General features: G+C 64.6%; 10 protein-coding genes. 4 read left to right on the top strand and 6 right to left on the bottom strand.

The annotated features are described in order from the left end of the window. Positions 1-97 precede the first annotated feature (97 nt). The 3 genes from lspA to JHD82_RS00745 all read right to left on the bottom strand — a co-directional run bounded on the left by lspA (position 98) and on the right by JHD82_RS00745 (position 4644). Positions 98-613, bottom strand: a complete 516-nt coding sequence (gene lspA, locus JHD82_RS00755; protein ID WP_013800899.1) for a signal peptidase II — start codon at positions 611-613, stop codon at positions 98-100. A 20-nt stretch (positions 614-633) separates the two neighbouring features. After that, positions 634-3489 (bottom strand): isoleucine--tRNA ligase, encoded by a 2856-nt coding sequence (ileS, locus tag JHD82_RS00750; protein WP_199135130.1) that lies wholly within the window; start codon positions 3487-3489, stop codon positions 634-636. 105 nt (positions 3490-3594) lie between these two features. Then, a complete protein-coding gene (locus JHD82_RS00745) occupies positions 3595-4644 on the bottom strand; it encodes a bifunctional riboflavin kinase/FAD synthetase (protein ID WP_034396801.1) in 1050 nt (349 codons plus the stop codon). A 157-nt stretch (positions 4645-4801) separates the two neighbouring features. On the opposite strand from JHD82_RS00745, the gene JHD82_RS00740 reads away from it, so the two are divergent. After that, positions 4802-5410, top strand: a complete 609-nt coding sequence (locus tag JHD82_RS00740) for an HNH endonuclease (RefSeq protein WP_097201504.1) — start codon at positions 4802-4804, stop codon at positions 5408-5410. A 10-nt stretch (positions 5411-5420) separates the two neighbouring features. On the opposite strand, the gene JHD82_RS00735 is transcribed toward JHD82_RS00740, so the two are convergent. The 3 genes from JHD82_RS00735 to JHD82_RS00725 all read right to left on the bottom strand — a co-directional run bounded on the left by JHD82_RS00735 (position 5421) and on the right by JHD82_RS00725 (position 10887). Continuing rightward, positions 5421-6737: a tetratricopeptide repeat protein gene (locus JHD82_RS00735; protein WP_199135129.1), complete on the bottom strand. Its 1317-nt coding sequence runs from the start codon at positions 6735-6737 to the stop codon at positions 5421-5423. A gap of 113 nt (positions 6738-6850) precedes the next feature. Beyond that, positions 6851-8920: an ATP-binding protein gene (locus JHD82_RS00730; RefSeq protein WP_199135128.1), complete on the bottom strand. Its 2070-nt coding sequence runs from the start codon at positions 8918-8920 to the stop codon at positions 6851-6853. Next, on the bottom strand, positions 8908-10887 hold the full coding sequence (locus JHD82_RS00725; RefSeq protein ID WP_199135127.1) for an ATP-binding protein: 1980 nt from the start codon (positions 10885-10887) through the stop codon (positions 8908-8910). The genes JHD82_RS00730 and JHD82_RS00725 overlap by 13 nt, the downstream gene beginning before the upstream one ends. A 168-nt stretch (positions 10888-11055) precedes the next feature. On the opposite strand from JHD82_RS00725, the gene JHD82_RS00720 reads away from it, so the two are divergent. The 3 genes from JHD82_RS00720 to JHD82_RS00710 all read left to right on the top strand — a co-directional run bounded on the left by JHD82_RS00720 (position 11056) and on the right by JHD82_RS00710 (position 14741). Then, positions 11056-11757 carry a response regulator transcription factor gene (locus JHD82_RS00720; RefSeq protein ID WP_012207176.1) on the top strand — a complete coding sequence of 234 codons (702 nt, stop codon included), beginning with the start codon at positions 11056-11058 and terminating at the stop codon, positions 11755-11757. A gap of 171 nt (positions 11758-11928) precedes the next feature. Then, positions 11929-13671: an IPTL-CTERM sorting domain-containing protein gene (locus JHD82_RS00715; protein ID WP_199135126.1), complete on the top strand. Its 1743-nt coding sequence runs from the start codon at positions 11929-11931 to the stop codon at positions 13669-13671. 122 nt (positions 13672-13793) lie between these two features. Next, on the top strand, positions 13794-14741 hold the full coding sequence (locus JHD82_RS00710; protein WP_199135125.1) for a bestrophin family protein: 948 nt from the start codon (positions 13794-13796) through the stop codon (positions 14739-14741). The last annotated feature ends 21 nt before the right edge of the window (positions 14742-14762 follow it).

Below are 14762 nucleotides of genomic sequence, written 5' to 3'. Positions count from 1 at the left end.
AGAAAGCCCGTCGGTACGCAGTTGGCGGCAGCCCCCATGAAAAAGCCCCTCGCAGGAGGGGCTGGGCTGGCTGTCGTGGCGTGCGCCGCGGCGGGGATCAGGTTCTTTTGGCCCGCCGTGCGCGCAGCACCTCGTCCAGGATCAGCAGGCCCGCGCCCACGCTGATGGCGATGTCGGCGGCATTGAAGGCCGGAAAGTGCGAACGGCCCCAGTAGAAGTCCAGGAAGTCCACTACGTAGCCGTGCTGCAGGCGGTCCACCACGTTGCCGATGGCGCCGCCCAGGATGCTGGCCAGCGAGAAGCAAAACAGCTTCTGCCCCGGATGCTTGCGCAACTGCCAGACGATGAGCAGCGTGGCCGCCACGCCGATGCCCACGAACAGCCAGCGCTGCCAGCCGCCCGCTCCGGCCAGGAACGAGAAGGCCGCGCCCGTGTTGTGGGCCCGCACGATGTTGAAGAAGCCCGTGATCGGCGTCCAGTCGCCCAGCTGGTAGGCACCAAGGATCCACTGCTTGGTGAGCTGGTCGATGGCGATGATCGCCAGCGACCAGGCCAGCCAGGGCCAGATGCGGCTGTTGCGGGATTCGGGGACCGCAGCAAAGGTAGGGGTCATGGCAGCGCCTCAGGGGTTGATTACGCCTTGTGGCGCTCTTCGCCAGCACCGTGCAGGTTGCTGTCGCAACGGCCGCACAGGCTGGGGTGCTCGGGGTTGATGCCCACGTCGGCGCGGTAGTGCCAGCAGCGATCGCACTTGGCGTGGCTGCTGGGTGTGACGGCGGCCTGCAGCGCCTCGCCCGCCAGGGCCTCGGCCGCCGAGGTGATGAAGACGAACTTCAGGTCGTCGCCCAGGCTTTGCAGCAGGGCCAGGTCTTCGGGCTGGGCCGAGACACTGACTTCGGCCTGCAGCGAGGAGCCGACCCGGCCTTCGGTGCGCACGGCCTCGATGTCCTTGTTCACCACGTCGCGGATCTCGCGCAGGCGCGACCACTTGGCCAGAAGGGCCTCGTCACCGGCCGGCAGGTCGGTGTAGGTCTCCAGGAAGATGGACTCGCTGTCGCCGAAGACCTTCCAGGCCTCTTCGGCCGTGAAGGACAGGAAGGGCGCCATCCAGCGCAGCATGGCATGCGTGATCTGGTGCAGGGCGGTCTGGGCGCTGCGGCGGGCCAGGCTCTTGGGCGCGCTGGTGTACAGGCGGTCCTTGAGCACGTCCAGGTAGAAGCCGCCCAGGTCTTCCGAGCAGAACAGCTGCAGCTTGGCCACCACGGGGTGGAATTCATAGACCTTGTAGTGGGCCAGCAGCTCGGCCTGGAACTGGGCCGCGCGGGCCAGGGCCCAGCGGTCGATCTCCAGCAGCTCTTCGGTGGGAACCGAGTCCTGCGCAGCATCGAAGTCGCTGACGTTGGCCAGCAGGAAGCGCAGCGTGTTGCGGATGCGGCGGTAGGCATCCACCACGCGGGCCAGGATCTTGTCGTCGATGCCCAGGTCGCCCGAGTAGTCGGTCGAGGCCACCCACAGGCGGATGATCTCGGCGCCCATCTTGTTGCTCACGTCCTGCGGGGCGACGGTGTTGCCCAGCGACTTGGACATCTTCTTGCCCTGGCCGTCCACGGTGAATCCGTGCGTCAGCAGGCCGCGGTAGGGCGCGCGACCGAAGATGGCCGAGGCCAGCAGCAGCGACGAATGGAACCAGCCGCGGTGCTGGTCATGGCCTTCCAGGTAGAGGTCGGCCTCGGGGCCCTGGTCGTGGTGCATGTCGGCGTGCGTGCCGCGCATCACGTGCCAGAAGGTGGAGCCGGAGTCGAACCAGACTTCGAGGATGTCGGTGCTCTTGGTGTAGTGCACGGCCTCCTCGGCGCCCAGGATGTCCTCGGCCGTCACGCGGCTCCAGGCCTCGATGCCACCCTGCTCGACCATGGCGGCCGCCTGGTCGATGATCTCCATGGTGCGCGGGTGCAGCTCGCCGCTGTCCTTGTGCAGGAAGAAGGGCAGGGGCACGCCCCAGCTGCGCTGGCGCGAGATGCACCAGTCGGGGCGGCCGGCGATCATGTCGCGCAGGCGGGTCTTGCCGTTCTCCGGGTAGAACTGGGTGTGCTCGATGGCTTCCAGCGCGATCTGGCGCAGCGTCTGCGCGGGCTTGTCGCCGGGCTTGGTGAACACGCCCTCGCCTTCGTCCATGCGGATGAACCACTGGGCTGCGGCGCGGTAGATCACGGGCGTCTTGTGGCGCCAGCAGTGCGGGTAGCTGTGGGTGATGGTCTTGGTGTCCATCAGGCGGCCGGCCAGCTTGAGCGCGTCGATGATGGCGGGCGTGGCCTTCCAGATGTGCTGGCCACCGAACAGCGGCAGCTCGGGTGCGTAGACGCCGTTGCCCTGCACGGGGCTCAGGATGTCTTCGCGCGTCATGCCGTTGTTCATGCAGCTGTTGAAGTCGTCCACGCCATAGGCGGGGGCCGAGTGCACGATGCCGGTGCCGTCATCGGCCGTGGCGTAGTCGGCCAGGAACACGGGCGAGACGCGGTCGAAGCCCTTGTCCATATCGGCCAGCGGGTGCTTGAACTGCAGGTGGTCCAGCTTCCTGCCCACGGCGGTGGCGACGACCTGGCCTTCGAGCTTCCAGCGTGCCAGGCACTTCTCGACCAGGGCCGAGGCCACGATCAGCAGGCCGCGCTCGGTGTCCACCAGGCTGTATTCCAGCTCGGGGTTGACGTTGAGCGCCTGGTTGGCGGGGATGGTCCAGGCCGTCGTCGTCCAGATGACGATGAAGGCTGGCTTGGCCAGCGAGGGCAGGCCGAAGGCGGCCGCCAGCCTGTCGGGCTCGGCCGTGGGGAACATCACGTCCAGCGTCTGGCTTTGCTTGTCGGCGTATTCGATCTCGAACTCGGCCAGCGAGGAGCCGCAGTCAAAGCACCAGTACACGGGCTTGAGGCCGCGGTAGACGAAGCCGCGCTCCATGACGCGCTTGAGGGCGCGCAGCTCGGCGGCCTCGTTGGCGTAGTTCATGGTCTTGTAGGGATGGTCCCAGTCGCCCAGCACGCCCAGGCGCTTGAAGTCCACCATCTGCTGGACGATCTGCTCGGTGGCGAAGGCGCGGCTCTTGGCCTGCATCTCGTCGCGGGGCAGGTTGCGGCCATGCAGCTTTTCGATGGCGTTCTCGATGGGCAGTCCGTGGCAGTCCCAGCCCGGCACGTACATGGCGTCGAAGCCCTCGAGCTGGCGGCTCTTGACGATCATGTCCTTGAGCGCCTTGTTCACCGCATGGCCGATGTGGATCTTGCCGTTGGCGTAGGGCGGGCCGTCATGCAGGATGAACTTGGGCGCGCCGTGGCGCGCGTCGCGCAGCTTCTTGTAGATCCCCTTGTCCTCCCATTCCTGGACCCAGCCCGGCTCGCGCTTGGGCAGGTCGCCGCGCATGGGGAAGGGCGTGTCGGGCATGTTCAGCGTGGCGCGATAGCCCGCATTGGCGTTGGGGGAGACTTTCGAATCAGACATGGAGAACCTTGAAAGCAGGCCAGAGCCCGGACCGTCTGGTCCAGGCACGGAAAAAGGGGAGGAAAGCCTGGCGCGCACCCGCGCCCGGGCAGGTGACGGAGAGCGTCAAATTCGGTCGCGCGTGGTCTGGCGACGGGTCTCGGTGTAGATGGGCGTGTGGATGGTGGCGAAGAACGCGCGCGCGTCATCGCAGTCCTTGGCGATGCCGGCGGTGAGGGCGTCGAGACTGTCGTACTTCAGCTCGTCGTGCAGTTTGTGCAGAAGTTCCACGCGGATGATTTTACCGTAGGCCTCTTCGCCTCCCGGCGCGCCGGGCCAATCGAGGCAATGCGTCTCCAGCAGGACGCGCCCGCCGTTGACATCCGTCGGGTCCAGGGAAGGGCGCACGCCGAGGTTGGCCACGCCGCGCAGCGGTCGTTCATTCAGGCCATGGACCAGCACGGCGAAGATGCCGCTGGCCGCAGGCTTCCAATGGTTGAAGCGCAGGTTCAGCGTGCGAAAGCCGTCGCCCGCGCCTTGGCGGCTCTCGGCCAGGCTGCGGCCCAGCTTGCGGCCGTGCACCACATGGCCGGAGATGGTGTAGGGATGGCCCAGCAGCCGCGCGGCGTCCTGCATGCGCCCCTCGGCCAGGGCTGCGCGCACATGGGTGCTGGACACGCGCAGGCCGTGCACCTCGTAGCTGTTCATGCGGGCCACGTCAAAGCCCTGGCGCTGGCCTGCCGCATCCAGCATGGCGTAGTCGCCCGCACGCTGGGCGCCGAAGCGGAAGTCGTCGCCAACCAGCACGTATTTCGCGCCAAGGCCCGCCACCAGCACTTCGTCGATGAAGGCCTGCGGCGACTGGCTGGCCAGCGTCTGGTTGAAGGGCAGCACTACAGTCTGGTCCACGCCGCAGCGCTCCAGCTCCGACAGCTTGTCGCGCAACGTGCCTATGCGCGCCGGCGCGATTTCAGGCCGTCCCAGGGTCTGGGCGAAGTAGTCGCGCGGATGGGGCTCGAAGGTCAGCACGCAGGTGGGCACGCCGCGCTGTGCAGCTTCGGCCGACAGCAGGGCCAGCATGGCCTGGTGGCCGCGGTGGACACCATCGAAATTGCCGATGGTCACGGCGCAGGCCGATTCCCGCCCTGGATGGTTGAAGCCTCGAAAAATCTTCATGGGACGCTTTGTTTTCAATAGCGGCTGGCACGCGCGCAGCCAGCGCAGGCTGTCAATCCGACATGGAAACAGAGTATATTGCCTCGATAAGGCCTGCCTTGCAGGCCCTGTGCACTGGCTGCATTCCCGTTCACTTTGGTGTCAGAGGAGGCGTGTCGTGAAGGTCTTGAAGCTGTCGGCCCAAGGGCTGCCCCAATCCTGGATCACGCTGGAGCAGGCGGCGCTGCATTACGCGGCGGACGATGTGCGCTGGGAGTCCGGCGGAGAGGTCGCCTGTTTCCGCGGTGGTCACAATGCCGTCACGGGCTGCCAGTCGGTCATCCACATCAACAGCATCATCGGCACGCGCGGGGCGCCTGCCATCAATCCGCACAGCCTGCAGCCCGGCCTGACCAACGGCAAGCTGTTCGCACGCGACCGCTGCATCTGCGCCTATTGCGGCCGGGTCTTTCATGAAAACGACCTCACGCGCGAGCACATCGTGCCCATCTCCGCAGGGGGAGGCCACCAGTGGATGAACCTGGTGACGGCCTGCCGCTCCTGCAATCACCGCAAGGGCGCCCGCACGCCCGAGCAGGCGCGCATGCCGCTGCTCTACACGCCCTATGTACCCAGCCTCTGGGAAGACTTCATCCTGCGCAACCGGCGGATCCTGGCCGATCAGATGGAGTTTCTGCTGCTGCACGTGCCCCGGAGTTCGCGCTGGGCACGGGACGGATTCGCCGAGGGCGGTGGTGCGCCCACGCACGAGGTGGCGTGGGCTTGATGAAGGCCCGTCAGGCAGCGGTCTTGGTGGCCGTCACGACAAAGCCCTGAACCGGCTCGCCACCTTCCTGGCGCAGCACCAGTTCTTCCGTCGACACACTGAAACCGGCTTGCTTGCACATCGCTTCGATATGGCTGCGCTTGTGGGCGTAGCGCTGGCTGGGTTGGAGGACCAGGTCGGGACCGTCTTCTGGGGCGGTTTCGCAGGAGAAGATGAACTCGCCACCCGTCTTGAGAATGCGTGCGGCATTAGGGATGACTGGTTGAGAGTCGCCAATGTAGACCAGTACATCCAGGCAGGTAATCACATCGTATTCCTGGTCTGGTGTATTGCTCAACGCGTCCAACAGGTTGACATGGTGAAAACGGTCATAGATGCCATGCTTGGCTGCCTGCTCGATCATCTTGAGAGAGCTGTCGACACCAATCAGGTAACCCTGCATGGTGCCAAGGCAAAGCCCGAGCAGGCCGGTGCCACAGCCCAAGTCGAGCACATTGACGTCTTTTTCCGGATGACGTGCGATCAATTGCTGCGCCACCAGTTTGGGTAGTTGGTAGCCCAATCCCTGGACCAGATGCTGGTCAAACCTATCTGCCATGTTGTCGAACAGGGTCCGGTGCATTTCCTCTGGCAGATGAGCAGGAGTCGTTCCCTTCGCCAATGCTGCGTAATACGCCAGCGTTTCATCTTCTGGGAATTTCTCTTCCAGGACACGGATGTCATCCAGGGCGTCAGCGGCTTGACCGTGCGTGACGGTGTGCTTTACCCGTTCCATTCTGTATTGCGGTTGCAGGGGATGCTCCTGCACCAAGGCATCCAACAGCTGCACGGCTTGTGCATGTTCTCCCAGGTTTCCCAGGTCGCGGGCCAGATGCAGGCGCAGTGTGGCATCGCCCGGATGCATTTCAAGGCCGCGGTGCAGATGCTTGACGGCCATCTGCAGATTCCCGGCGCGATGCGCAATATCGATTACGCCAGCAAGCACCTGGGAATTGTTGGGCTCAATGCGGGAAACTTTTTCTGCCAATTCAATCGCTGAATCGAACTGACCATGCCTTGCGCGAAAGAGCGCCGTCTCCAGCAAGCCCGGGCCCCACATGGGAGCCAGTTCAATGCATCGTGCGAAGGCTTGCTCGGCCTTGGCGTGGTTTCCTGCCTTTTCAGCCATCAGTCCGCCCAGCATGAAGACGCGAGCGTCACCAGGCACTTGGCGATGAGCCTTGTTCAGAGTCTGGGCGGCTTCTTGCAGGTCGCCTTTCGCGATCTGCTGGCGAGCCATTTCCAGGTGCTTGCGGTTGATATCGGCGGGGATGGAAGTAGCGCTCATGGACAGGTGTGTGTTTATGGCCAAGGAGAGGCGGGCGTTGATTGCGGCATGTGCCGGCAGGCCACGCCAGTGGCGAACTTTTCATTATCGTGGATTCTTCGCCCGGCCATGTTTCAAGCCGATGCCTGCAAGGTCTTGGCCTGCGGTGCGGGCAAGGGGCGTGGTGGCAGCGTGAGCGTGAAGCTGGTGCCGCCCTGGTCTGATGGCGCTGCCTGTATGTCGCCGCCGTGCAGGCGCGCAATGCGCCGCGCCACCCACAGGCCCAGGCCGAAGCCGCGGGCCTGGTCCGCGCGGTGGCCGCGCTCGAAGCGCTCGAAGATGCGTTGCGCCAGCTCGGGTGCAAGACCCGGGCCCTGGTCGCTGACAGTGAGTTCCAGCCGGCCGTGTTCGTCGGTGCGCGCGCGCACGGCGATTTCTCCGGCCTTGGCGTATTTCACCGCGTTGTCCACGAGGTTGGACAGGGCGATGCGGGTGAGCGTGGAGTCGCACTCCCATGTGGCGGGCGCATTGGTGCTGTCCAGGGTCAGGTGGTGGCGGCGTGACCAGTGAACGAGTTGCACGGCGTCGTCCACCAGCTCCATGACGGGAGCGCGGTGCAATTGCAGCCGGAATGCGGGAGCATCCAGGCGGTCGCTGATCAGGCAGTTGTCCACCAGGGCCGTCAGGCGTCTGCAGGCGCGCCGGATCTGTGCGGCGCGTTCCAGCTGGGAGTCGATGTCGGGCGAGGGAAAGGACAGCTGCTCGGTGGCCGCGCTGTCCACCACGGCCAGCGGCGTGCGAAATTCATGGTTGACCATGTTGAAGAACTGGCGCTGCTCCAGCCGCAGCGTGCGTTCGCTGTGCAGTGCCGCCTGCAGTGCGTTCTGGGCGCGCAGCAGCTCGGCCGTGCGCAGGCGTACACGCTCTTCCAGCGCATGCTCGGACTTGGCAAGGGACTCGAGCAGCTGTGCCTGGCGTGCCATGGAGTCCCGGAATTTCTGGATCAGACCGGCGCCCACGGCCACGGTGATCACGATGTTGACCAGCAAGGTGTTGAGCTGCCAGAACACGCTGGTCTCTATGGTGGGCAGGCTGGTCAGGCCGACATAGGCTGCCGTCACATACAGGCCCATCAGACCATACATGGTGCTGGGAACCACCATCAGCACATGGACCAGATTGGCACGCTCGCGCAGCAGATTGCTCCATGCCACCACGGCGAACAGTGCGCTGATGGCCCAAGGCGCGCCAACCCCTATCCAGGCCCAGTCCTGGTAGCGGCCCAGCGGTATGCTGGGCAGGCACAGCAGCGGGATGATTCCCAGGGCAAGCAAGGCCCGGTCCATGCGCCACCAGCGTGTGTCGCGTGTCAGCAGCTCGCGCATCTGCCAGGCCAGGGCGGCGGGCAGCATCAAGGTGCCCAGGCTGACGCACAGATGGCCCCAGTGCGCGAGGTGGTCGGGCAGCCAGATCTGCAGGTACCCCCGGTCGCTGGCGCCGTGGATCAGCACGGCGATGGCGGCCACGGCCATGGCGGCCAGATTGCGCAACCGCAAGGCCAGGGCTGCCCCGATGATCAGCAGGGCCAGCATGAGATTGATGCCCTGGTGGATGCCCGATGCCCATTCCACGGCCGAGAACTGCGTCATCAGACCGCTGCTGCGCCAGAGTGTGGCGTCCAGCTGCATGGGGCTTGAGGTCTGCACGCGCAGGATGAAGGGCTGGCCCGAGTACAGCGGAAACACCAGCTGCCGAACGTGCACGCGCGGTTCGTCGGTGGCCGTATCACCGCTGCTGCGCATGCGCCATGCGCCGTCCACGTGCTGGTAGAGCGCAACGCGGTCGAGATAACTGGGCAGGATTTCCAGCCACAGCGGATCGTGCTCGGGGTCTGCCTTGCCGGCGGCGATGTGAGGCGCCTGCACCTTGAGCCAATACACATCGCGCGTATAGCCCTTGTTCAGCGGTGTATCGAGCAGGGTGAAGGCCGTATCGGGCAGGGCTGCCACCTGATCGATGGTGAAGCTGCCCTGGGCATCGACGAGCGCCAGCATGGGCAGGTCCGTGCCCAACTGCAGGCGCTTTGCCGGCAGGGACTGCCAGGCCGGGCTGAGAATGAAGCAGACCACCAGCACCAGCGAAAACACCAGCCAGCCCGGCAGCGCCAGCCGGTTCAGGATACGCAGCAGGTTCAGGATACGCATGGCGAGGCGGGCTGTGTTGCAGCTGTGGCAAGGCCGCTGTCTTCGGGAATGCTGCTGGGCAGCGTCAGCGTGAAGCAGGTGCCGCCGCCCGCAGCTGGCGTGACCTGCACATCGCCGCCATGCATCTGGGCCACGCGCCGGGCCACCCACAGCCCCAGGCCGAAGCCTCGGGTCTGGTCCGAACGCTCTCCGCGCTCGTGCAGCTCGAAGATGCGCTGCGCCAACTCGGGCGCCAGGCCAGGGCCCTCGTCGCTGACGGTGAGTTCCAGCCTGCCCTGTGCGTCCAGGCGGGCGCATACGGCGATTTCTCCGGCCTGGGCGTATTTCACGGCGTTGTCCACGAGGTTGGACAGGGCGATCCGTACCAGGGTGGGATCGCACTCCCAGGAGGCGGGGACGCCCGCAGTCTCCAGCTTCAGATGGTGGCGGCGCGACCAGTGCACGAGCTGCACGGCATCGTCGATCAGCTCCATCACGGGCACCCGGTCGAGCTGCAGCCGGAACGCAGGCGCGTCCAGTCGGTCGCTGACCAGGCAGTTGTCCACCAGGGCCGTGAGGCGCCTGCAGGCGCGGCGGATCTGGGCTGCGCGTTCCAGCTGGGAATCGATATCGGTGGACGGAAAAGTCAGTTGCTCGGTGGCCGCGCTGTCCACCACGGCCAGCGGCGTGCGGAACTCATGGTTGACCATGTTGAAGAACTGGCGCTGCTCCAGCCGCAGCGTGCGCTCGCCATGCAAGGCGGCCTGCAGCGCGTTTTGCGCATGCAGCAACTCCGCCGTGCGTGTGCGCACCCGTCCTTCCAGCGCATGTTCCGACCGGGCCAGCGACTCCACCAACTGTGCCTGCCTGCCCATGGAGTTCTGGAATTTCTCGACCAGGCTGGCACCCACGGCAATGATGATGAGGATGTACAGCAGCAGCGATTCCAGCTGCCAGTACATGCCTGCCTCAATGTCGGAAGACACCAGTCCCGTATAGGCCGCAGCCACGTGGATGCCCATGACCGTGTGCAGCGTGTAGGGAATCAGCACCAGCAGGTTGACGATGCTGGGGCCCTGGCGGAACAGGTTCTGCCAGGCCACCAGCGCACTCAGCAGACTGGCCATCCAGGGCACGCTGACCCCCAGCCAGGCCCATTGCGTGTAGTGCCCCGTCGGTATGCTGAGTACGGCCAGCAGCGGTGCCACGGTCAGCAGCACCAGCATGCGATCGATGCGGCGCCAGGCCGTGCCGCGCGTCAAGGTCTCGCGTGCCTGCCAGGCAAAGGCGGCAGGCAGCAGGAAGACGCCCACGCTCACCCAGACATCCGCATGCGGCGCCCAGGGCTCGGGCAGCCACAGCTGGGCATAGCCGCGCACATTGGCGTTGTGGGTCAGCACCACGAAGGCCAGCAAGGTCATGGCCATCAGGCTGCGCATGCGCAGGGCCAGGGCCGCGCCCGCGATCAGCAGGGTCAGCACCAGGTTCACACCCTGGTGCACGCCCGATGCCCACTCGACGCTGGACAACCAGGCCATCAGCCCCGTGCTGCGCCAGACCGTGGCGTACAGCTGCATGGCGCTGCTGGTCTCGATGCGCAGCACAAAGGGTTGGCCAGCGCGCAGTGGAAACACCAGCTGGCGCACATGGATGCGCTGAGCCATGGGCACGGTGTCACCGCTTTCCCTCGCCTGCCACAGGCCGTGCGCCTGCTGGTAGAGCGTGACCCTGTCCAGATAGGTGGGCGTGATCTCCAGCCACAGCGCATCGTTGTCGGCAAGCTCGCTTGTTGGCGCAAGGGCGGGCGTGGCAACCCTCACCCAGTAAGCATGGCGGGTATAGCCCTCGTTCAGAGGCGTGCGCCGGGTTTCGAAGGCATCATCGGGCAGGGCCGCGACCTGTTCAATGGTCATGCTGCGGCCCGCATCGGCAAGCACCTGCATGGGCAGGTCCTTGCCAAGACGCAGTCCCTTGTCAGGGGGGGACATGGACGCCGGGCTCAGCACGAAAAATGCAAGCAACCCGAGCGAGACCATGATCCATGCAATAAATGTAAATTTTTGTGTGTTTCTCTGAACTGTGAGCATTCGAGAGTGTTCGTGCATGGCGGCGGACGTTCGCCCCAATGAAAATCCGCGCACCAATAGGCAAACATCATGCAGCAGACACTAGAGCCATCGATCGAGTTCACCGTCGCCGTCGTAGAGGACGACGAGGATATTCGTATCAATGTGTGTCGATTTTTAACAAAGTCTGGCTTGCATGCCTGGGGCACGGATTCTGCAGAAGACTTCTACATAAAGCTACTGCGTCAGAAGGCAGATCTGGTCGTCGTCGACCTGGGCCTGCCCGGCGAGGACGGCCTGAGCCTGGTCAAGCGCCTGGCCGAGCAGGAGATTCCCGTCGTGGTGCTCACTGCACGCGGCGATCTGGACAGCCGCATCGCCGGCCTCAATGCCGGCGCCCTGCAGTACTTCGTCAAGCCCACCGACATGAACGAGCTCGTGGCCGGCATCCGCTCCCAGCTGCGCCGCAACACGGGCCAGCCGGCGCGGGCGGCGGCACCGTTTCTGACTTGGCGCCTTGACCCCCTCTCGGCCTGCATGGTCGCGCCCAACCACCAGATCATTGCCCTGACCAGTCGCGAGCTGGAATTGCTCGGCTGCCTGATGGCAACCCCCGGAACCATGGTGGCCAAGCAGACCTTGATCGAGGCCATGGGATACGCCGATGTGGATGACGGCTTCCACCGCATCGAATCGCAGCTGACGCGGCTGCGCCGCAAGACCCTGGATATCTCCGGGCTGGCCCTGCCGGTGAGGGCAGTGTTCGGCCGAGGGCTGGTGTTCGTGCCTTAAGCACCCGCCACTTTTCTTTCCCTTTTCCCCACCTTTTGAACGCGGCTTTCAGAGCCCGCGCAGGGGATTCGTTCGCTCTTTTTTTGAGCGCGGGAAAGCTGCGGGGCTGTCGACAGTGGCGCTACAGAGTTTTTTCAACGGTGCGAAAGCATCAAAAAAGAGAGGAGCGGTATGACAAGACAGACTATCCGTGCCGAGCGGAGTGCTTTCAAACAGAAGGCCGGAACCCAAACAAGGCGCCTGGCACTGGGAGCTGCGCTGCTTGCAAGCACCGTGGCCCAGGCATCGTTCATCAATGGCGATTTCGAGACGGGAAATCTGAATGGCTGGACGGAAGAGGCCTGGACCAACAATGGCACGGCGGCGACCTTGACGTCCAACCCCGTCAAACTGGCTGACCTGCAGCGTGCGGCTCCGGCGGGAAAGCTGCCGTTGAACTCGGTCGTCACAGCGCCCGAGGCGACGGTCAAGGATCGCCTGTGGGTTTCGGGCAGCTCCGATCTGTTGCTGCCCACGCGCGGCAGCAACACGGCCCGCATCAATCTGACCGAGACGCATATCCCTCGCAATGTGTCGCCAGAGCCCTCGTTTACCCAGCAGCCGAAGACAGCCAGTGCCATTTCGCAGGAAGTGACGCTGACGGCCGACGACATCGACAAGGACGGAAAGATCCATATCCGTTTCATCGCTGCGCCGGTGCTGGATGATCCAGGCAGCGGTCACACGCCTGCTCAGCGTCCGTACTATGCCATTGCATTGGTCAAGACTTTCGATGCACAAACTGCTTCGGTGGTGGATAAGGAACTTTTCTTTAAATATCACTATGCGGGTCAACCGGGTGTGGCTTGGAAATCGTTCCAGGATGCGAATGGGCACTCGGAGTTGTTCACCGACCCTCAGGCCTATGACGTGGCGCCAGGCAATGAAGTGCTGCGTGTGGGCGATAAGGTTCGACTGGAAGCGATTGCCGCTGGCTGCAGCCAGAGCGGACACTCGGGCCACCTGTACGTGGACAACTTCACCACCGCCCTGCCCAAGGGGGTATGGATCACGGCGTCGGGACCGGTGAGTGCCCCCAAGAACGATGGCACTGAGATCACCTACACGTACAGCTATACCAACAATGCCAGTACGCCGGTGACCAATGTCGAGGTGACGCCGGCCATGCCGCAAGACAGCACAGGCGTTTCCACCAGCTTTGTCTCTTTGGTCGATGCGAAAAACTATTGCACCGCACCTGTGGGTGGCGTGGGCTCCACGGGCCCTGCAAAGTGCAGCATCCCCAGCCTTGCACCAGGTGAGACCCTGACGTTCAAGATGACGGTCAAGGTTCCGCTGGGCACGCCGGGCGACCAGATCAACAACGGCAACTACACCATTGGTGGCGATGGCGTGGCCACACTCATGGGAGCCATGGTGCAGACCAACCTGCTGGACGCTGCGTCCTCCAGCGACATGACCACGAACCCGAGCGGACTGCCGCCCAAGGGCACGGTGGGCGTGCCTTATCCGCCGACAGCTTCGTTCTCCTGCACCAACCAGGGTGCTGCAACTGCGAACAATGCGATCTGCGGCGTGACCGGCCTGCCCCCGGGTGTTACCGTGGGCCAGTGCAAGGTGAATGGTGTGGACTGGGCCCAGGGCGATGCCGTCGCTGCAGGCGAGACGGTGGTCTGCCCGGTCTCTGGCACGCCGACGGCTCCAGGCACTTCCAACGTACAGGTCACGACGGGTGCGGACAACGACGTGACTCCTGCCAACAACCAGGTGGCGGCGTCTCCTGTGGTGATTGCGTCCCCTGCGGGCCCGGCCTCCATCCCCACGCTCTCCGAATGGGGCCTGATCCTGATGTCCGGCCTGATGGGCATCATGGGCTGGGGCATGGCGCGCCGCCGCCGCGCCAACCCGCTGTGACCGGCAGTCGGTCGTGACACAGGGCGCCCTTCGGGGCGCTTTTTTTTCATCTGGGCGCGGCCGCAGCCAATTGACTTGCTCAATATGTGATCGAATAAGGGTTTGTACCTAGCGATATCCCCATGATCGTCCGTGATCGCCCCGCCGGCCTCAGGCTGTTTCTGATTTTGCGGGGCTCGGTGCTCCAGCGTATCCAGGTCACGCTGCTCGTGAACATCGTGTTCGCCGCCATCATCACTCTGGTGCATGGCAACCTGTTCGACGTGAAGATCACGGTGACGCCCATCCCTTTCACGCTGATCGGCCTGCCGCTGGCCATCTTCCTGGGCTTTCGCAACAACACCGCCTATGACCGCTACTGGGAAGGCCGCAAGCTCTGGGGTGAGATGGTGATCTGCGCGCGCACGCTGGCGCGCCAGTGCCAGAGCCTGATCGTCATTGACGGCGATCCGGACCCGGCCCGGCGCAGCAGCGATGTGCGCGTGCGCATGGTGCACCGGGTGATCGCCTTCGCGCATCTGCTGCGGACGCAGTTGCGCGGGCTGCACGAGGATGTGGCCGCAGGCCGCTGGCTGGTGGACAAGGAATGGCGCCAGCTCCAGGGCCTGCCGCTGGAGCAGCGCTGCGACGCACTGATGATGTCCATGGGCCGCGATCTGGCGCAGTGCGTGCGCCGTGGCGAGATGGACCCCTGCCTGGCCGCGTCCATGGACAAGACCTTCACGCGCATGACGGCGGCAGCCTCCTCGTGCGAGCGCATTCGCAATACGCCCATGCCGTTCTCCTATGCGCTGCTGCTGCACCGCACGGCCTATATGTACTGCTTTCTGCTGCCGTTCGGCCTGGTGGACACGACCGGGTTCATGACGCCCTTTGTCGTGGCCATCGTGGCCTACACTTTCTATGGGCTCGACGCCCTTGGCGATGAACTCGAAGAGCCCTTTGGCCTGGAGAGCAACGACCTGCCGCTGGACACCATCTGCCGCTCCATCGAGATCAGCCTGGGCTGCACGCTGGGCGAGACGGATCTGCCGGCACCGCTCAGGCCGGAGGGCTACCGGCTGACCTGAGGCGGTGGGCAGACATGGGCA

The sequence above is a fragment of the Delftia sp. ASV31 genome, from assembly GCF_016428765.1.
Lineage (GTDB): Bacteria > Pseudomonadota > Gammaproteobacteria > Burkholderiales > Burkholderiaceae_C > Comamonas > Comamonas acidovorans.
This window is presented reverse-complemented; position numbering and strand designations above follow the sequence as displayed.